Below are 19059 nucleotides of genomic sequence, written 5' to 3'. Positions count from 1 at the left end.
GGGGAAGTCCGTGGGAAGCAGGGAAGAGCTTGTTGAGGGGGATAGTTACTAAGTTCACCCATATGTACGATTAGTTAAATAGTCAGGCAGTCAGGCAGTCTGAAAGTCAAATAGTCAAGCAGTCAAGCAGTGCTTCCCTACGAGCGAAGCGAACATCCCCTGCGGTAGCTACTGCTTGACTCCTTGACTGCCTGACTGTTTGACTAAACTGTGGAAAACTATTTGTTGGAAAAAGGCGTCTCCTTTGTACCTTGTGAAAACGATCCAGTAAGCTATCCCCTATGCCAGAATTTTGCCACCTCCATTGCCACACTCAGTACTCTTTGCTCGACGGTGCGTCGGAGATCGGGACGATGATGGACAAAGCGGTGGCCGACGGTATGAAGGGCGTGGCGCTGACCGACCACGGTAATATGTTCGGGGCCTTCAAGTTTGTCAATGAAGCGCGCAAACGGAACATCAAACCGATGATCGGCTGTGAGTTTTACCTGGTGGAAGACCGCCATAAAAAAGCCTTCAGCCGGGCGGCGGGCGAGAAGGACAAGCGCTACCACCAGCTGATGCTGGCCAAGAACAAAAAGGGCTACCAGAACCTTTGTAAGCTCTGCTCCATCGGCTACATCGAAGGGCTATACGGCAAGTACCCCCGAATCGATAAGGAGCTGATCGAGAAGTACCACGAAGGGCTGATCGTGACGAGTTGCTGCATCGGTGCCGAAATCCCCCAGCTGCTGATTGCGGGTAAGGACGAGGAGGCCGAAGAGGCGCTGAAGTGGTGGCTCAACATTTTCGAGGACGATTACTACATCGAGATTCAGCGGCACCGGGGCATTGATGATATTGACCTCGGCAAAGACCGTGAGGGGCGCACGATCTATTCCGGCAAAAGCCAGGAGGACATCAACGTGAAACTCATGGCCCTGGCCATGAAGCACAACGTGAAGGTGATCTGTACGAACGACAGTCACTACGTCGAAGAAGAAGATTATCAGCCGCACGACCTGCTGCTCTGCGTCAACACCGGCTCCCTGAAGGAAGACCCGAAGCGGTTCAGCTTCCCCAGCTCTGACTTCTACTTCAAGAAGCAGATCGAGATGGCTAACCTCTTCCACGATCATCCGGAGAGCGTGGCCAACACGATGGAGGTTTACGATAAGATTGAAGTGCTCACCCTGGCACAGGACGTACTGCTGCCCAACTTCCCCATGCCGCCGGAGTTCGCTACCCAGGATGATTACCTGCGCCACCTCACCTACGAAGGGGCGAGGAAACGCTACGGTGAAATCAACGAAGTAACCCGCGAACGGCTCGACTTTGAGCTCGACGTCATCAAGGCTTCCGGCTACCCCGGTTACTTCCTGATCGTGCAGGACTTTACTACCGCCGCCCGGGAAATGGGCGTGAGCGTAGGCCCGGGAAGGGGCTCGGCCGCGGGCTCTGCCGTGGCCTATTGTGTCGGGATTACGAACGTGGACCCGATTAAATACGACCTCCTGTTTGAGAGATTCCTCAATCCGGAGCGGGTGTCGATGCCCGATATTGATATTGACTTCGACGACGTCGGCCGCCAGAAGGTGATCGACTACGTGATCGATAAATACGGCCAGGAACAGGTTGCCCAGATCATCACTTACGGCACGATGGCGGCTAAGTCTTCCCTGCGCGATGTTGGCAGGGTAATGGACGTACCGCTCAGCGAAGTAGACCGCGTAGCCAAATCTTTCCCCCAGCAGCTCGGTGCCTCGCTGCGCGATGTACTGGCTGATGGCGACATTAGCCCCAAGCTGAAGGGCAAGATGAACGGCGAAGACGTGGATAAAGCCTACGCCTTCCGGGAACTGGCCGAACAGCCCGATCAGATCGGGGAGATGATCCGGATGGCCAAGAAGCTGGAAGGCTCCATCCGCAATACGGGCATCCACGCCTGTGGCGTGGTGATCACCCCCGACGACGTAACCGACTACGTGCCCGTTACGGCCGACAAGGACACGGGGATGTACGTCTCTCAGTTCGACAACTCCGTCGCCGAAGACGCCGGTCTGCTGAAGATGGACTTCCTGGGCCTCAAAACCCTGACCATCATCAAGGACGCCCTCCGGATGATCAAAGAAAACCATGGCGTCGATATCGACGTCGATGAGTTGCCACTGGACGATGAGAAGACCTACGAGCTCTTCCAGCGCGGAGAGACGAACGGTATCTTCCAGTACGAGTCCGGCGGGATGCAGAAGCACATGAAGAACCTCAAGCCGACGACCTTCGACGACTTGATTGCCATGAACGCCCTTTACCGCCCCGGCCCGCTGGAGTACATCCCGGAGTTCATTGAGCGGAAGCATGGGCGGAAGCCGATCGTGTATACGCTGGATGCCGAGGAACAATACCTGAAGGAGACCTTCGGTATTTACGTCTATCAGGAGCAGATTATGTTGCTCTCGCAGTCCATCGCCAATTTCTCCAAAGGCCAGGCCGACGTGCTGCGGAAGGCCATGGGTAAGAAGAAAAAGGACGTTCTGGATAAGATGTATCCCAAGTTCGTCGAAGGCGGAACGGCCAACGGCCACCCCGAAGAGAAACTGGGCAAAATCTGGAAAGACTGGGAAGCCTTCGCCTCCTACGCCTTCAACAAATCTCACTCTACCTGCTATGCGCTGGTGGCTTACCACACGGCTTACCTCAAAGCGCACTATCCGGCGGAGTACATGGCTTCCGTACTGACGCATAACAAGTCAGATCAGGGAAAAATGAGCTTCTTCCTGCGGGAGTGTAAACGGATGGATGTACCGGTGCTGCAGCCTGACATCAATGAGAGCCAGGCTGACTTTTCGGTAAACAAAGACGGTGCTATCCGCATCGGGATGACCGCCCTGAAGGGGGTAGGGGAAGGCCCGGTGGAAGCTATTCTGGATGCCCGTAAGGAGGGAGACTTTGAGTCGGTCTTCGATATGCTGCTGCGCATCGAGCCCGGCTCGGTTAACAAGCGGGTGCTGGAAGCCCTGGTGGACGCCGGTGGATTCGACTGCTTCGAAGATATGCACCGGGCGCAGTACTACGCTCCTACGGACAAGTTCGACTCCTACCTGGAAGACGCCGTTAAAACGGCCAACGGAACCCTGGCCCGGCAGGCGGAAGCCGCCAGTAGTCTCTTTGCTGAAGTGCAGGATGAAATTGCCGTAGAGCCCCCTAAGGCGCCGGACGCAAAACCTTACCTGTTACCCGAAAAACTGGCCAGAGAGAAGGATGTAACCGGTATCTACGTTTCCGGCCACCCGCTCGATGGCTACAAGCTGGAAATTGATAACTACGTCACCTGCGGTCTGGCGGACCTGGATCCGCGCAAGTACGGTCGCAGTACGGTCAAGCTGGCCGGTATGATCGTTGGCGCCCGCCACCTGGTGAGTAAGAACGGCAATGGCTGGGGCATCTTCGAGCTGGGAGACTACGATGACACCATTGAGTTTAAACTCTTCGGAGATGATTACCTCAAGTTCAAGCACGTGCTCATTCAGGGCACAGCTTTGTTCCTGACGGCTACCTTCCAGAAGAAATGGCAGAGTGAAGAGCTGGAACTTAAAATTTCCGAGATCAAGCTACTCGAAGGCGTCGGGGAGGAATTGACCAAGGCCATCATTCTGAAAATGCCGCTCGAAGAGCTAACAACGGCCAAGGTGGTGGCGCTGGATGAACTCTGTCAGCGCTTCCAGGGCGATGCCAAACTCCGGATGGTCTTTTATGACCGCGAGCAAGACTCTAAACTCAAAATGTTCTCGCTTAAGCGCATGGTGCTGGCCGATACGGACTTCGTCAAAGAAATCGAAAAAATGGGCATTAAGTACCGGTTGGAAGGGGCTTAGGTTTGAAGCAGATGATTTAGTTTCTGAGATGGTGCTGCGCTGAAATTCAAGACAACAGCGCCCGGAGGTAGCAGCGTCTACCGAACTACCGATTACCTTTGTTCCATGAACTTTCAACCTCTGGACATCCTTCACGAAGGCCGCGGCTACGTCGTCATTAACAAGCCGGCGGGCATTGCCACGGAACGGAACTTCAACAATGACACAGTGGAGGCGCGCGCGCAGGTGCAATGGAAGAGACCGCGAAGCGTAAAGCAGGCATTTGTGGGCATTGTTCACCGGCTGGACCGGCCGGTGAGTGGATGTTTGTTACTGGCCAAAAACAAGTCTACGCTCGTATTTCTGAACAAGGCCTTTGAAGAAAAGAAGGTGGACAAAACGTATTGGGCACTGACGGAGCGGCCACTGCCGGCGGAGGCCGGCAAGCTGAAACACTTCATCGCCCGGGATAAATTCGGTCGGAAGGCCATCGCCGCTACCCGGCCCATACCCGGTGCCAAAGAAGCCGTGTTGGAATACCGATTGCTCGAAGGGCACGCTGACCGCTACCTCTGGGAGATCAGGCCCATCACCGGCCGCTTCCATCAGATTCGGGTGCAGCTGGCTACGGCGGGTGCGCCGATCATCGGAGATTCGACTTACGGCTCCGGGCGCATCTTTCAGCCGAACTGCATTTGCCTTCATGCCCGAAAGCTCGTTTTCCCTGATCCTAATGCTCCGGGAAAGATAACGGTGGAAGTGGATGTGCCGGAGTGGTGATTTTACCCATCGGATGGACTTTTGCCCGACTTCGTCAGGTCAAAAGATGTAACGGATGAGGAAATCATCCGATTGCCAGAGAACAATTAGGCGTACCTTCGCCGCCATGGAAGACTCCCCCAAAAAGCGCCGTGCCCGCACGGTCCGTAAACCCATTGCACCGCAGGCGAAGGACCGTGGCCCACAGCCAGGTTCGTTGAATGAAAATGAGTTGACGACGGCCATCGTCAGTAAGCTGTCCGCGAAGCATAAGTGCCAACTGGACCCGACGCAGTTCCGGATCGATGAATCATTGGTAAAGGTCGGGGCGATGAACGCAGCGGCTGGCTTTGCTTTCGATATTCACCCGAAGCCCGGACCGCTTAATTCAGGGGTGAAACGGCGGATTTGTCAGGATATTCTTAAGCTCAGCCTCGTCAAAACGTTCTACAAGACGACCGAGGATCGGGATGTTACGGTAGCTGTTATCCTTGGAGATAAAGATGCACTGGATTCCTTTCAGGGCATCACCCATCCTACCTGGATGAAGCGGGCAGCGGATATGGCGGGTGTTGAAGTCCGCCTGGCGGACTAATGGTCCGGGAGGTCCGTCCGGTCGCAACCCCTGCTCTTTGAAAAGCCAGGTGTGCACCTGCGCCCCGGCGCCCTTATCTTAGTAAGTCTTAAACTCTCCGATATGCCCGTACGTCTTTCTCTTCTTTTTAGCCTCCTCTTCTTCTTCAGTGCCTGTACCCGGCCCGTAACGAGTGACGGAAAAAACGGCCTTGATGAACTACAAGCAGCCATGACCGGCAGCTTCGACAGCTCTGCACAGGCGAGCTCCGATGATAGTTACTACAACATTTTACTGCACATGGAGCCGGTGTGGACGGACAGGCCGGGGAAATATCTTTACGTAGAGCAAGCCGTAGCGGACGCCGCCGATAAACCCTACCGCCAGCGTATTTATGGTCTGGAGCAGAAGGGGAGGGGCTTCATTAGCCGCGTGTATGAACTACCCGACCCGGACCGTTTCATCGGCGCTCATGAGGATCCTTCCAGGCTCAACGCCATCTCCCCCGAAGATCTTATTGAACGTAAGGGCTGTGCCGTTTACCTCAAGCCGGATGGCCCCGGAATCTACCGGGGAAGCACCAAGAAAAAACGTTGCAAAAGTACGCTTCGCGGGGCTACCTACGCCACCAGCCGGGTCTCCATCACGGGCTCTTTTGTCCAGAGTTGGGACCAGGGCTTTAATGATGCCGACGAGCAAGTGTGGGGCGCTACGGAGGGAGGATATATGTTTTTTAAGAAGTAGACGGTAGAACGGTAGATGGTAATCGGTAGACGGTAGACTGTAGTCGGTAGAGCGGTAGTGCTGTAGGCGGTAGCTTGTAGAGCGGTAGGCCACAGATTTATTTTCTACCGTCTACCGACTACCACACTAAATTTGTTCCCTATCCAGGAAAGTCTTACCTTTGCAGCCGCAAATTTTGCTTTACCCGATCCAAGAGATCCTTAAAGGCTATTATATTATGGCAGTTTATCTCCCCAAAGAAAAGAAAGAAGAAATTTTCGCTAAGTACGGCGGCACCGCTAAGAACACCGGTTCTACCGAAGCGCAAATCGCACTTTTCACTTTCCGTATCCAGGAGCTCAGCAACCACCTGCAGCTTCACCGCAAAGACCACAGCAGCCGGAAGGCACTCCTTACCCTCGTAGGTAAGCGTCGTCGCCACCTGGCCTACCTGCAGAAAAAAGACCTGATGGGTTACCGTAAGTTGATCGCAGAACTCGGCATCCGTAAGTAATCAAGGTCTGCAAAGACAATTAAAAAGCCTCATCGCGATACTCGTGATGGGGCTTTTTTTGGTTGCGAGTTGCAGGGGGGGCACGTTGCAGGTTGCGCGTGAGTTGCAAGTTGGGAGGTACAGGTACCCCTGCAACCTGAAACCTGCAACCTGCAACCTGAACCCCTGCAACTTGAAACCTGCAACTTGAAACCTGCAACCTGCAACCTGAACCCCTGCAACCTGAACCCCTGCAACTTGAACCCCTGCAACCTACCCCAACGAGAAAAGCCTCCCTCACCGAAGTGAAGGAGGCTTTTTCTGCGTGATCCCTCTGGGGCTCGAACCCAGGACCCTCTCATTAAAAGTGAGATGCTCTAACCAACTGAGCTAAAGGATCAAAGTGCTTTTCTACAAAAGCGACGCAAAGGTAAGTCGGTCATTAAACCTGTGCAAGCAGTTGACAAATTAATTACAGCAAATATTTCTTTGCGGGGGTTCAACGGCTCGATTAGCCTAAAGGTTGCGAAAATTATGGTGTGCCGGGCCAAAAATCTATTCTTCTTCCCCATCGAAGGGAATCAGTAGCTGTACGCCGTCGGGATTTTCCCGCTCGAGATTGGAAACGTTGAGGCCAAGGAGGCGGACGACGGGGACATCTTCAATGTTTTCGTCCAGGAGTTGGTAGGCAATTTCTTTAAGAGCGGAGAGGCTGCGTACTTCTCCGGAGAAGCTTTTGCTGCGGGTGTGGATGATGAAGTCGGGAGATTTCATCTTGAGGGTGATCGTCCGGCCGTAATTATCGCGCTCCTTGAGGTAGGAGAAAATTTTTTCGGCCAGCCAGTCCAGTTTGCCGCGCATGATGGCGCGGGTGGAGACATCCTCAGAGTAGGTCCGCTCCGCCCCGACACTTTTGCGGATGCGGTTGGGGTTGACGGGGCGATCATCCAGCCCGTTGACAATTTTGTAGAGGTGACGTCCCATTTTGCCGAAGCGACTGGCCATTTCTAACTCCGAGAGCGCCATCAGGTCGGCTCCGCTGCGGAAGCCCATCCGCCCCATTCGCTCAGCGGTTTTTTTGCCCACTCCGTGGAAGTCTTTGACGGGGAGGCTGGCCAGGAAAGCAGGGGCTTCTTCCCGGGTGATGACCTTCATGCCATTGGGCTTATTGATGTCACTGGCCACCTTGGCCAGGAACTTATTAAAGCTTACCCCGGCGGAGGCGGTGAGCTGAGTGGTTTCGTAGATCTCCTGGCGGATGGCTTTAGCGATGAGGGTGGCGCTGGCCGGACCGCGTTTGGGCTCCGTGACGTCCAGGAAGGCTTCGTCCAGACTAAGTGGTTCTACAAGGTCGGTGTAAGACAGAAATATCTCCCGTATCTGGTGGGAGACTTCTTTGTAGCGTTCAAAATTGTGCTTTACGAAGATGAGGTGTGGGCAAAGGCGTTTAGCCGTAACGCTGGGCATGGCGGAGCGTACGCCGAATACGCGGGCCTCGTAGCTGGCTGCAGCGACGACTCCCCGCATTTTGCTGCCACCTACGGCAATGGGCTTTCCGCGCAGCTCGGGGTTGTCCCGCTGCTCCACACTAGCGAAGAAGGCATCCATGTCGACATGGATGATCTTTCTTGCTTTATTGGGGGGGAGCCGGTTGGCCTTTCGCTTCCATTTCATTCATCAGCTCCTCGGTGTCAGCCGTGAGGTCATCTAGTTTACGCTTGGCCTCGGCGGAGGGTTCACCTTCACTTGAGTTGAGTAACTCTTCGAGGGCAGTTCGGCGGTCGTCCAGCTCACGAAGTTGCTGGAGAGCGTCGGAATCGCGGAGAGCGTTGGCTTTTTCTTTCAGGGTGGAGTAGAGGCCGTCCAGTTTCTCGATGGCATTGTCGTACTTGCCTTCTTTGAGTTTGTCGCGCTCGCTTTTGAGCAGGTCCCAGGCATCCCGACCGAGATCCCTGGCTTTGCCGACGATTTCCCGGCTCTGGGCTTTCTCTTCGGCATCCCCGAACATATAGTTGTAGCCCAATAAGCCGAGAACGACCAGAACTCCAAGTTTTAATAATGTCTTTATCATGCTGCAAAAGTTTAGGAGCTAAGATAAGAGGTTTTGGGCTGCAGCGTCAAGGGCTTTACTTTTTGGGCAATGCCCAATAGCCACCCGATTCCTTTCTGCATTCTTTTTAATTTGGTGGAAGACTGCGGAACGAATGAAAACCCTTTCTCTTTTCGACAAAGCGATGCTACATCCAACTCTCCCTCGCACCTGCGGTCCCGCGCCTCAAATAGTTACTGCAACCAATGCGCCCGAAACCTGCCCTGGCTAAATTCAAGCGCGGGTGCCGGAAGCTTAAAGGAGTCCAGAATGCCCAGCAGAAGTCTGACGCCCCTTTTTTTGGTAGGGATGCGGCTGAAGTAGATGTCAGGGCTCAAATACCACTGGCGGTACCGCTGGTTGGGATAATTGAAGCGCTCCCTGCCTCTTGCCCAGGTATTACCGTAAGCACCATAAACATTCTCTACGCCATAGCCGAGAGAAATGTTGAGCCAATGGGGGATCTTGCTTTTGGGCAAAAAAGATCTGGGGTTAGCGCTCAACCAATAGGTTTGAGCGTTATAGTCTTTCAGGTATTTTTCGAAAAAATTGGTTCCAAATCGCTCCCGGCTGATGTCCCCAAGATTAGACATTGCCCCGTTTTGGTTAATAATGGGGATGTCGGGGTGTTGGCGAAGATCACTGGATACCTTGATGAGGATGCGTTGCTCGTGCCATAAGGCATCCTGAGCTGCAAAAACGACCGTACCCGTCAGGTTAGCGCCTAGATCCGACCAGCTGAAACCCCATTCGGCGGAATAGCCGTCCATGACCTCAATCGTTGCCTGGAGCAAATTGCCGACCCCCATAGCCGTATAGCGGGCTGCAGGCCGCTTAAGCCCGGCCCAACGCAGGCCAGAGAAAGAATAGCGGGTGAACATATAGGCGGTAAACATATGGCCGGCTTTATCCATCTGGTTCCATTGGGGCCAGTCATTAAAGCTGTGGAGGCCGGTCATGTCAAAATCTGAATACCAGGTTTGGTACAGCCCGATGGAAGCCACACCATAAAGCGCAGTACCCGTGCCGGCGGCAATGCGGAAGCGCGATCGGTTAAAAGTAGAGTCGGGCCGCAGCCAGTTGTCCTGCGCCGTGTGGGCCAGTGGGTCCCGTAAGGTGAAATCTGTCAGTTGGCCATGCACCAGACTTTGGCTGCCGCCAAAGAGGAAGAGAAAGCAGATTAAACGTACGGTTGCTGTCTGAAAGAATATTTTTTCCTTCAAAGTGAAGTTTTTTACCCCTGAAAAGTAGGTTTTTTCAATATGTTCATGGCCTTTTTTATTTATTTTGAGAGGTTTGATTTTTGTTTAAAAAATTGATTTTCAACTTTTTATGAAAAAACGAGTAGTGTTTTTTTGTCCAAAAAAGTTTGCGTTTGTACATGGAATCACTTGATTATGGTTGCACATTTGTAATGTCGAAAGGGGGAAACGCCCACGACACCACTTACAATTCTACTCCCATTAAAGATTCAGAGGAGCTATTCAACGACATTTTTCAGGCACAAACAGCCTTAATCTCAGACGACATAACATAAAGCGAATTACTTGTAACAATGGCACAAACTAGCCGTAATCTCAGAAAAGGAAAGCGAATTCATTTTAGGCACAAGCCGTAATCTCATAGAAATAACGACAACGGAGGATTAGCCCTCCAGAAATTTGGTATGTAGATAGCCTCTCAAAGCTCTTTTTTCGAACCGGTCGGCCAATCGCTGACCGGTTTCTTTTGTTTACGCCGTAAGGTACGGGAAAAGCAGGGGTACCGCTGTATCGAATCTGACTTGCTCTGGACAAAGCTCCAGTCTTTTTTTCAAAATCTCTTCTTACCTTCGCCGCCGATAACAGGGGTGCCCACTCCGGAGTCCTTCCGGAACGGCTGAGATTATACCCTTTAGATTTTTTTAATCAGGAACCTGCCCGGGTAATGCCGGGAAGGGAAAAATATTCTCGCGATGATGCGATTTCTATTCTGCGCCGCCCTGGCGCTGGCTTGCTGCGGTGGGCTGATGGGGCAAAAGACGATTAACGGTATTGTGTTTTCAGATGAAGGTGACCCTATGTTTGGCTTGTCAGTCCTCATTGAAAATACGAATATTGCTACCACTACTGACATAGACGGCAGGTTTACGATGACCGTGCCACAGGATCAATTGTCAGGCTTCTTATCCATCAATACGGGCTATTCGCCTAGTAGAATAGCCATAAGCTCGTTTCTGGATGGGCAGGTTTTAACGCTTCAGTGGACCGAAGCAGGCTTAGTGCCCTTCTATGCCGTGGATGAAGTAACCGTAACCGCTACGCGAGCAACCTCATTAACTCCCGTCACCTACACCAACGTTACCAAAGAAGAAATCCAAAAGCGCAACCTCGGTCAGGACGCGCCTTATCTGCTGAAGTGGACGCCCTCCGTGGTCGTCAACTCCGACGCTGGTACGGGGACGGGCTACACCGGCATCTGGATCCGGGGCAGCGACCCGACGCGGACTAACGTGACGATCAATGGCATACCTTATAATGACAGCGAGAGCCAGGGTGTCTTCTGGGTGAACCTCCCTGACTTTTCCAGCTCGGCCGACAACATCCAGATTCAGCGCGGGGTAGGAACGAGCACGAATGGTGCGGGGGCCTTCGGGGCAACCATCGACTTCAATACCAATCAAATCGGCGAAGAGCCCAAACTTAGCCTGGACGGTAGCCTGGGCAGCTTCGGCACCCGGCGGGGTTCGGTAAACTACACTTCGGGCTTACTGGGCAATGGTCTGAAGATCGATGCCCGCTTCAGCAAGACCTATTCTGATGGCTACGTGGATCGGGCTTCGGCGGACCTGCAGGGATACTACGCCGGCCTGACGTATGTGGGCGCGGACGCAGGTGCCGTGTGGCGGTTTAACGCCTTCGGCGGCAATGAAGTCACCTACCAGAGCTGGAACGGGGTAACCCAGGACGAGATCAATGAGTTCGGCCGGACCTACAACTCCGTCGGTACCGAAAAAGAAGGCGAACCCTACGACAACGAAGTCGATAACTACCGCCAAAACCACTACCAATTACACTACAACAACGAATTCGGCGGCAAGTGGAGCCTCGGGCTGAGCGGGCATTACACCCGTGGCCTGGGCTACTTCGAGCAATATAAGGCGGATGAGGATTTGGCCGATTACGGCATCTCGGGCACTATGAACAACACCTCCGACCTCATCCGCCGCCGCTGGCTCGATAACCACTTCTACGGTACGGTATACAGCCTTCGCTATCGCCCCTCGTCATTGCTGGACATCACCTTCGGTGGCTCCGCCAATGAGTACCTGGGCGGTCACTACGGCGAAGTAATCTGGGCCCGGGAAGCCGGAGACTCCGAAATCCGCGACCGTTACTACGACAACGACGCCACTAAGCGGGACTTCAGCAATTACCTGCGGACCAACTACCAGGTCGCCAACGGCCTCTCCGCCTACGTCGACCTTCAGGTTCGTCACGTCAGCTACGAGTTCCTTGGCTTCGCCAATGACCTGAGCCGGATTGACGAGACGGCCACCCACACCTTCTTTAACCCCAAAGCCGGACTGCTCTATCAACTTCCCGGCGGCGGGCAGGCTTACGCCAGCTTTGGTGTGGCCCAGCGAGAGCCCAACCGAAACGACTTCACCGAAAGCCCGGCATCAGTCCGCCCCCGCCCTGAAAAACTACTCAACACGGAGATTGGTATCCGTCGTCAGCAGGGAAATCTGAACTACGGCGTCAACTTTTACCACATGGCTTACCAGGATCAACTGGTCGTGACCGGCGAACTTAACGACGTCGGTGAGCTGGTGCGGACCAACGTAGCGGAGAGCTTCCGCCTCGGGCTGGAACTGCAGGGCGGCTACCGTGTATCTGACGATTTTACCATTGGCGGTAACCTGGCCCTGAGCCGCAACCGGGTGAAAGCTTACACGGAATTTCTGGACAGCTACGACGAAAACTTCGGCTGGCTCGGTCAGGATGCCGTAGAACGGGAAGACACCCCGCTGGCCTTCAGCCCTTCCGTTGTGGGTGCACTCGACCTGAACTACCGGATGGTGAATACCCGACTGCACAAGCTGGAGGCTGGCTTGCAGACTAAGTACGTCGGCGAACGATTCGTGGACAACAGCGGCACCGAAGGTGCCGCCCTCGAAGCCTATAACTACACCGACCTGCGCCTCAGCTACAGCTTCGACTTTGGCGCACGCCGTGATGTCGCCCTACCGGAGTCACCCATGAACCCGGGCGCAGACCGGACGATGCCCGCCAAGCGGGGGCCGAAATTACGCCTGACCCTGCTGGTCAGAAACCTGACCGATCAGCTATACGTCTCCAATGGCTGGAGCTATCGCTATAACTTTGCTGGTGAAGAAACCCTGCTCAAGGGTATGTACCCACAGGCGGGTCGAAACGTATTAGTTGGTCTGGGCTTAGATTTCTGATGTAACCTCGATTCGGAGAGAACCCGGAACGCTTGCAGGTCCTTTCAGGACGCTACAAGGTCCCTGCGTAGAAATGGCAAGGACCTTGTAGCGTTGCGAAGCGACCTTCAAGCGTTCCGGTGCCGAAGCCCCCGGTTTTGTAATATCCCGGAGCTTTTGTAAACCAAGCCCCATGGCAAATGCGTTACTTTTGGACATCCCAAATGAATCGTAGCGTGAAAAATTTTCTTCTTTCCTTCCTGATCATTCTGGTGGCCTTTGCCGCTGGTCGATACCTTTTCCCTGCTTCTCCGGTGTTTTCCCTTGCACCTGCGGATTCCGCTAAGCCCGCCGAAGTGTCAACGCCTGCTGAAGTAGCTGCTGAGCAAACGGTCTCTGCAACGGAATCACCAGTGATTCAACAAACGAGTGCGCTGGCTGCTGAAAGTCTGACGGATGAAGAAGCAACGGCCTATACCGACACCGAGCTACACACCATCCGGCTCTTTGAGGATGCCTCTCCTTCGGTTTGTTACATTACCACGAAGACACGGCAACGGAGCTTTTGGTCAAGGGATGTTTCGGAGGTGCCTTCCGGCTCTGGCTCCGGCTTTGTCTGGGATGAAGACGGCCACATCATTACCAACTATCACGTCATTCGTGGTGCTACCCAGGCGGTAGTCACGCTGGCTAACGGAGAAAGTTATCAGGCCAGCCTGGTGGGGGTTGCCAAAGAGAAAGACCTGGCGGTTTTGAAAATCGAAGCCTCCGAAAGAGAGCTGATCCCCATTCCCGTTGGTTCCTCCGAAGGGATTCGGGTCGGGCAGGCGGTGTACGCTATCGGTAACCCCTTTGGCCTGGATCAAACCCTCACGACGGGCATTGTTTCTGCGCTCGACCGGGAAATCAACAGCCAGGCGAACGTTCCCATCAAAGGTGTCATTCAGTCAGATGCTGCCATTAACCCCGGTAACTCCGGAGGGCCGCTGCTGGATAGCAAAGGCCTGTTGATTGGGGTGAACACCGCTATTTACAGCCCTTCCGGCGCATCGGCGGGTATCGGATTCAGTATTCCGGTGGACGTGGTTCGTTACGTAGTACCCGACCTGATTCGATATGGTGAAGTACGACGGGCAACGGTTGGCGTCGAGTTCCGACAGCTTCGCCGCGGAGGCGGACTGATGGTCTACGACGTAACCGCCAACGGGCCTGGCCAGAAGGCTGGCATCCGTGGCCTTAGCCGGGACAATCGGGGTAACTGGGTGCTCGGAGACGTGCTGGTAGGTATCAACGGGAAATCAATCACTAACAACACCGAGTATTTCCTGGAAATGGAAAAGTATGACCCCGGAGAATATGTTACGCTCAACCTGCTGCGGGATGAGCGGGAAGTTAAAGTTGAGGTTCAGTTGGGGAGTACAGTGGAATAAATGGGCTCCAGCCTCGTAGCGAACGCCAGAGGATGATCTATGGCTGGCGATAAGAAAAACTGGTTCCACGGGGTAAATCCCCGGGAACCAGTTCTGTTATAAAAGCACACCTTTTATTCAGTAAGTGAGCCAACAGCATAAGACTTTCATTGTCCTTACGATTGGGGCGCGGTCGCAGGTGCAGGCACGGTTAAGGGAGCGCCTGGGCTGCCACTCAAGCATTTCTACTTCTTCAACGCCGCCAGCTTTTCCTTGGAGGCCGAAGCTGCAGGGTTGATCTTAACCGCCCGGCCGTAGTGCTTGGCCGCCATAACTTCGTTACCCATAGCACTGTAAGCATCGGCAAGACTGTCGTGAGCATTGAACGATTCCGGATTCGCCCGCTGATTTTCGGCCATTACGTACAGCGCTTCCTCCAGGAGGCCGCTTTCCATCAGATCGTAGCCCAGCGCGTTCATGGTAAATTCATGGAAGGCATATTTATCCGCCATCTCGCTGCTTACTTTTTTGTGCCAGGCTTTAGCTGCGGATAAACCTTTCTCGTGAATCTTGTCTCTTAGCTTACTTACCCCGTCCATAGCAGGTGGGCCCACCTCCCGGAGGTGGTACTTCAGGGTCACGTCCTGATTGCCGGACCATCCGCGCATTTCCATATTCTGAGCGGCGACCGGGACGGAAACGGTAACTTTTCCACCCGTGCCAACCTGGCTAAGGTGGCTTGTTAAATAGGCGTCGTAAGGGTCACTGCCCAACACCATTTCCATGGGAATACCCAGCATTTTCTGGTTATCATATACGAGCGCGCCGTCCTTTGTCATAACGTTGACATCAAAGGACACCTGCTGGCCCCGCATGGGGGTAGGTCCGCTACCTTTTTCCGTTACGGAGATCACTTCTTTATCTTTAACGGGCAGGGTCGTCGAGGCAACCAACTCCCAGATCTCACTCCGGTTGTTGGTGCGCAGGTCTACTATACCACCCAGCTTTTTTTCCAGGTCTTCCCCAGGATAAACGCTTTCCGCGGCGGGAAACAGTTCCCGGTTGAACTTCTCGATTTGCGGCCAGTCGGTAAAACCGTCTACGGTAACATAATTCGGACCAAAGTCTGAGCCACCCGGCATGATGCGTTGTCCCAACAACCAGGATGCCAAGACATTCTTTTTGAGTAGGGCGGCGTGGATGGGCTTCCAGATACCAGACTCCGTTTTAACGTATTCTTCTGTCTGGTCCGGCTTGACCGTCATGAAGTTTACCTGAATAAATTTTTCCACTTCATTCGTAGTGGGGGAGAGCCCGTCGACGCCGATGAAGATTTCACTACTGTGAATGTCTGATTCCGCGCGTACCTTTTTCCACATTTGAGCGGTGGAAGCATCGGGTAGGGCTGCCTGTAGCACTTCGTCCTCGTTGTTCAGGTTGAGGCTGGCGAACTTATCAGTGAGCGCAACGGACACGTAGTCGTAGCCCTGCTGCCCGGTCATTGGGTATCTGACGCGGTACATTCCGTGCCAGATGATTTCGCCGCGGTTGACCCGCTCCTGAAAGTAAGGGAGCATAATCTTGCGCTCAGCGTCCATGAGGCCACCATTGGGGTCATCCAGCTTCACCACCTGATAGAATAAGGTGGGCCTGGCGTCATCCTGAGCCTGGAGGCCCGCTCCAAGCGCCAGTAAGAAAAAGAAGAGAAGAGAAATTGACTTTAGATAATGCATAGCGTAATACGTTTTTTTTGATGGTTGTAGTAAAAGACCTCAGCAGGGAACCAGCTTTAAAATCCAAAAGAGTTTCCCCCGGAGCCTGCTGATGGAATTCACAGATTCCTTCTGCGATCAACCAAAGTGAAAAGGTTATGTGTTTCGTTGTGGATAGGGGCGTTTAATGTTCTGTGAAAAAAGCGCCTTTTTGGTTGAAAAGGAATTTAAAGCGATTTAAACGGGTGTTTAATCGCATTAAAGCAGGTGTAAGTACGTGGTGTTAGCTATGCGGTACTGACGTCTTGAGTCCCCCGCACATAAGCTCTGTCCGAGCTGTTATTGCTCTGCCGAAAAACGCTGCTGTAACTAGAGTCAGCAGGAGGACTGAAGCCGGTAAGTGAATACGCTGTTTCGCTTATTCTTAATTATCCACCAGCGCACAGCTTTTACGATTTGGTTATATTTATGCCCCGTCCGGGGCTTTTTTGCTCTTCACCGCAATTTTACGCGGGCAGGATGCATTAACACTCTGAAATTTTTAACCATACTCCCGCTTTACCATGAAGTTCCTCTATTCCTCCTTCCTCCTTATTGCCATCCTGTTCTCGGCCAGTACCTCCGTCAGCGCTCAAAGCGAAACGGAATTACAGGAACTCTATCAGGGAGTGTTGAAGCAAATTGGTCTGGACAGCGAGGTAGACGGTGACGGCGATGTAACCTTCGAATACGAAGAACATTCTTATTTCTTCGAAGTAAACGAAGACGATACGGAATTCTACCGCCTTGTTATCCCAAACATCTGGCCTATTGAGTCAGAGCTGGAGCGCCTGAGCGTGCTCAAAGCCGTCAATACCGTAAACATGACCAAGAAGGTCGCGAAAGCCTACGTTGTGAACGACAACGTCTGGATTGCCGTCGAACTCTTTATCAATAAGCCCGATGAGTTCATCGGACAGCTCGAGCGCCACCTCAACGTGATCGAGCAATCCATTGAGTTGTTCGTGGACGAGATGCAGTAAGGGAGTACTGTAGTCGGTAGAGCGGTAGACGGTAGGCTGGAGAATTGTAGGCGTATACCATCTACAGCCCTACCGTCTACAATCTACCGTCTACCGCACTACCGTCTACCGCACTACCATCTACTCCCTACCGCCCCCGCTCCACAAAAAACTCTGACCCCTTATCCCAGGCCGGCCAGCGCTCGCCAGTGGCGAGCTTCCAACCAATGTTGAAGAGTAATTCTCCGTCCTGAACGGCCCCACCCAGCGGCCATTCGCCGGGCGCGTATTGGTCCGATGGCTGATGGTAGCGGTTAGCGACGAACTCATCCTGTTGCTTTTTGGCGTAGGCCTGACCCAGCGTCGCATGCTCGTAGCCGCCGGTAGCATAGAGTACGGGAATGCCCGCTTTGGCAAAGTTGAAGTGATCCGAGCGATAGAAATAACCTTTTTCCGGTTCGGGGTCGGCCTGAACGTAGCGCCCCTGGGCCTCCGCTTCTGCGCCCGCCAGAGCATCCATTTCTGAATGCCCCAGTCCGGTAATGGTCAGGTCCTTCGCCGGGCCGATGGGGTTAATGCCGTCGATGTTAATATTAGCTACCGTATTGGCTAGTGGATACACGGGGTTCTTGACGTAATAATCGCTGCCCCAGAGCCCCTGTTCTTCGGCGGTGACGAAGAGAAAAACGACGGACCGGGCGGGGGGTTCCGGTAATTGGCTGTAGGCTTCGGCAATGGACAGGAGCTGGGCGGTGCCGGAGGCATTGTCCAGCGCACCGTTATAGATCGAGTCTCCATTGACGGCGGGGCCTACGCCGATGTGGTCCCAGTGGGCGGTGTAGACGATGTATTCTTCCGGCCGCTCCGCGCCGGGTAGGGTCGCAATGATGTTGTAAGATTTATCGCGGCGAAGCTCGTTTTTCACCCGAGTGTTGAGCTGGGTATTCAGGGGGATGGCCTTGAAGTCAGTCTTTGTCGCCAGCCCGAACCAGCCGCTTATGTCCGGTCGGGTGGCGGTAAACATCTTCTTCGCCGCGTCAAGGGAAATCCAACCGGCAACGTCGAGTTTCGGGCTGCCGTCGTCTTCCAGCGTCAGCCGGGTGCCCGACCAGGAGCTCTCGACCACAAACCAGGGGTAGCCCGCCGCACCTTTCTCGTGAATGATCAGGCAGGCGGCCGCGCCCTGCCGGGCGGCTTCGGCGAACTTGTAATCCCAGCGGCCGTAGTAAGTCATCTCTTTCCCCTTGAAGAGCGTCGTGTCTTCGGTGTAGTAGCCGGGGTCGTTGACCATCACGACGACGGTTTTGCCCGTCACGTCCATCCCCGCATAGTCGTTCCAGCCGTACTCCGGGGCAACGATGCCGAAACCGGCGAAGACGAGGTCAGACTGGGCGACCATGTTTTCTTCCTGTGCTTTTTCGCTGTAGGTGACGTAGTCGGAGCCAAGGGCCCACAACAGATTGCCATTGCGGGTTTTTAGCCCAATACTTTCCGCCGGTGTTCCGGTGATTTCTACCATGGGCACTTCCTGCCGATAACTGTTCCCGTTTCCCGGGCTAAGGCCCAGGGCTTTGAGCTCTTTTTCGAGGTAGTTCAGCGTTAGGGTTTCGCCCTCGCTGAAGGGGAGGCGGCCGCCGTAGCGATCGCTGGCCAGTTCGGCCAGGTGGCGGTCGATGGTGGCGGAGTCGATGATCGTAGCATCCGTGGCCGAGCTGTTTTCGGGCGCGGGGCCGCAGGATGCAAGGAGGAGAATGAGAAAGCAAGGGAAAGCGAGCTTCAGCATGGTTACTTTAATTTGGGAGCTTAAGGTACAGTTTTGTGACTGATGGTCTCTCCTCCCGCTCCTCTTCTCCAGGGCAAACGCATCAAATCTAAAACTGTAATCTAATAGTTGATTTTTGTTTCGATCGAACGCAGTGAGCTGTCACTTGCGGTAGCAAATCAAGAACCCCGAAGGGCTCAGCGAAGTTATACTGATAACAAGCAAGCATCTGCCGACTTATTTTTAGATTTACAACGAGACTAGGATGATCCCGTACT

13 protein-coding genes and 1 tRNA gene are annotated in these 19059 nt (G+C 53.8%); 8 read left to right on the top strand and 6 right to left on the bottom strand.

Features of this window, described 5'->3' with window-relative positions; genetic code table 11:
* The first annotated feature begins 281 nt into the window (after positions 1–281).
* The 5 genes from dnaE to rpsO all read left to right on the top strand — a co-directional run bounded on the left by dnaE (position 282) and on the right by rpsO (position 6403).
* Positions 282–3854: a DNA polymerase III subunit alpha gene (gene dnaE / locus BM123_RS21880; RefSeq protein WP_090172934.1), complete on the top strand. Its 3573-nt coding sequence runs from the start codon at positions 282–284 to the stop codon at positions 3852–3854.
* Positions 3855–3959: 105 nt separating this feature from the next.
* The gene (locus BM123_RS21875) at positions 3960–4613 is read left to right on the top strand and encodes an RluA family pseudouridine synthase (protein ID WP_090172932.1); all 654 of its coding nucleotides are present in this window, start codon (positions 3960–3962) and stop codon (positions 4611–4613) included.
* 106 nt (positions 4614–4719) lie between these two features.
* A complete protein-coding gene (locus BM123_RS21870) occupies positions 4720–5187 on the top strand; it encodes a hypothetical protein (protein WP_090172931.1) in 468 nt (155 codons plus the stop codon).
* A gap of 102 nt (positions 5188–5289) precedes the next feature.
* Complete coding sequence (locus BM123_RS21865; RefSeq protein WP_090172929.1) at positions 5290–5910, top strand: chromophore lyase CpcT/CpeT; 621 nt, start codon at positions 5290–5292, stop codon at positions 5908–5910.
* 217 nt (positions 5911–6127) lie between these two features.
* Positions 6128–6403 (top strand): 30S ribosomal protein S15, encoded by a 276-nt coding sequence (gene rpsO / locus BM123_RS21860; RefSeq protein ID WP_090172995.1) that lies wholly within the window; start codon positions 6128–6130, stop codon positions 6401–6403.
* A gap of 305 nt (positions 6404–6708) precedes the next feature.
* Here rpsO and BM123_RS21855 read toward each other — a convergent pair.
* From BM123_RS21855 to BM123_RS21840, 4 genes are all read right to left on the bottom strand, one after another.
* Positions 6709–6782, bottom strand: a tRNA-Lys gene (locus BM123_RS21855).
* Between the two features lie 155 nt (positions 6783–6937).
* Complete coding sequence (dinB, locus tag BM123_RS21850) at positions 6938–8056, bottom strand: DNA polymerase IV (protein ID WP_090172927.1); 1119 nt, start codon at positions 8054–8056, stop codon at positions 6938–6940.
* Positions 8016–8453 (bottom strand): hypothetical protein, encoded by a 438-nt coding sequence (locus BM123_RS21845; protein WP_090172925.1) that lies wholly within the window; start codon positions 8451–8453, stop codon positions 8016–8018. Before BM123_RS21845 ends, dinB begins: the two co-directional genes overlap by 41 nt.
* A gap of 212 nt (positions 8454–8665) precedes the next feature.
* The gene (locus tag BM123_RS21840; protein ID WP_090172924.1) at positions 8666–9694 is read right to left on the bottom strand and encodes a DUF2279 domain-containing protein; all 1029 of its coding nucleotides are present in this window, start codon (positions 9692–9694) and stop codon (positions 8666–8668) included.
* A 731-nt stretch (positions 9695–10425) separates the two neighbouring features.
* Here BM123_RS21840 and BM123_RS21835 point away from each other — a divergent pair.
* On the top strand, positions 10426–12918 hold the full coding sequence (locus tag BM123_RS21835; protein WP_090172922.1) for a TonB-dependent receptor: 2493 nt from the start codon (positions 10426–10428) through the stop codon (positions 12916–12918).
* 215 nt (positions 12919–13133) lie between these two features.
* Positions 13134–14327: a S1C family serine protease gene (locus BM123_RS21830; RefSeq protein WP_245748651.1), complete on the top strand. Its 1194-nt coding sequence runs from the start codon at positions 13134–13136 to the stop codon at positions 14325–14327.
* Positions 14328–14551: 224 nt separating this feature from the next.
* On the opposite strand, the gene BM123_RS21825 is transcribed toward BM123_RS21830, so the two are convergent.
* Positions 14552–16039, bottom strand: a complete 1488-nt coding sequence (locus BM123_RS21825) for a hypothetical protein (protein WP_090172918.1) — start codon at positions 16037–16039, stop codon at positions 14552–14554.
* A gap of 542 nt (positions 16040–16581) precedes the next feature.
* Here BM123_RS21825 and BM123_RS21820 point away from each other — a divergent pair.
* Positions 16582–17040 carry a YbjN domain-containing protein gene (locus BM123_RS21820; protein WP_090172916.1) on the top strand — a complete coding sequence of 153 codons (459 nt, stop codon included), beginning with the start codon at positions 16582–16584 and terminating at the stop codon, positions 17038–17040.
* A 127-nt stretch (positions 17041–17167) separates the two neighbouring features.
* Here BM123_RS21820 and BM123_RS21815 read toward each other — a convergent pair whose 3' ends face one another.
* Positions 17168–18802, bottom strand: a complete 1635-nt coding sequence (locus BM123_RS21815) for a M28 family metallopeptidase (RefSeq protein WP_090172914.1) — start codon at positions 18800–18802, stop codon at positions 17168–17170.
* Between the last annotated feature and the right edge of the window lie 257 nt (positions 18803–19059).

The sequence above is a fragment of the Neolewinella agarilytica genome (genome assembly GCF_900110645.1).
GTDB lineage: Bacteria > Bacteroidota > Bacteroidia > Chitinophagales > Saprospiraceae > Neolewinella > Neolewinella agarilytica.
The sequence above is the reverse complement of the archived record's forward strand: the minus strand, read 5'-3'. Positions and strand labels throughout refer to the sequence as shown.

Excerpts from the sequence above, each read along its gene's own strand:
- dnaE (WP_090172934.1), top strand. The coding sequence starts at position 282 with ATGCCAGAATTTTGCCACCTCCATTGCCACACTCAGTACTCTTTGCTC.
- BM123_RS21875 (WP_090172932.1), top strand. The coding sequence starts at position 3,960 with ATGAACTTTCAACCTCTGGACATCCTTCACGAAGGCCGCGGCTACGTC.
- BM123_RS21870 (WP_090172931.1), top strand. The coding sequence starts at position 4,720 with ATGGAAGACTCCCCCAAAAAGCGCCGTGCCCGCACGGTCCGTAAACCC.
- BM123_RS21865 (WP_090172929.1), top strand. The coding sequence starts at position 5,290 with ATGCCCGTACGTCTTTCTCTTCTTTTTAGCCTCCTCTTCTTCTTCAGT.
- rpsO (WP_090172995.1), top strand. The coding sequence starts at position 6,128 with ATGGCAGTTTATCTCCCCAAAGAAAAGAAAGAAGAAATTTTCGCTAAG.
- dinB (WP_090172927.1), bottom strand. The coding sequence starts at position 8,056 with ATGAAATGGAAGCGAAAGGCCAACCGGCTCCCCCCCAATAAAGCAAGA.
- BM123_RS21845 (WP_090172925.1), bottom strand. The coding sequence starts at position 8,453 with ATGATAAAGACATTATTAAAACTTGGAGTTCTGGTCGTTCTCGGCTTA.
- BM123_RS21835 (WP_090172922.1), top strand. The coding sequence starts at position 10,426 with ATGATGCGATTTCTATTCTGCGCCGCCCTGGCGCTGGCTTGCTGCGGT.
- BM123_RS21825 (WP_090172918.1), bottom strand. The coding sequence starts at position 16,039 with ATGCATTATCTAAAGTCAATTTCTCTTCTCTTCTTTTTCTTACTGGCG.
- BM123_RS21820 (WP_090172916.1), top strand. The coding sequence starts at position 16,582 with ATGAAGTTCCTCTATTCCTCCTTCCTCCTTATTGCCATCCTGTTCTCG.
- BM123_RS21815 (WP_090172914.1), bottom strand. The coding sequence starts at position 18,802 with ATGCTGAAGCTCGCTTTCCCTTGCTTTCTCATTCTCCTCCTTGCATCC.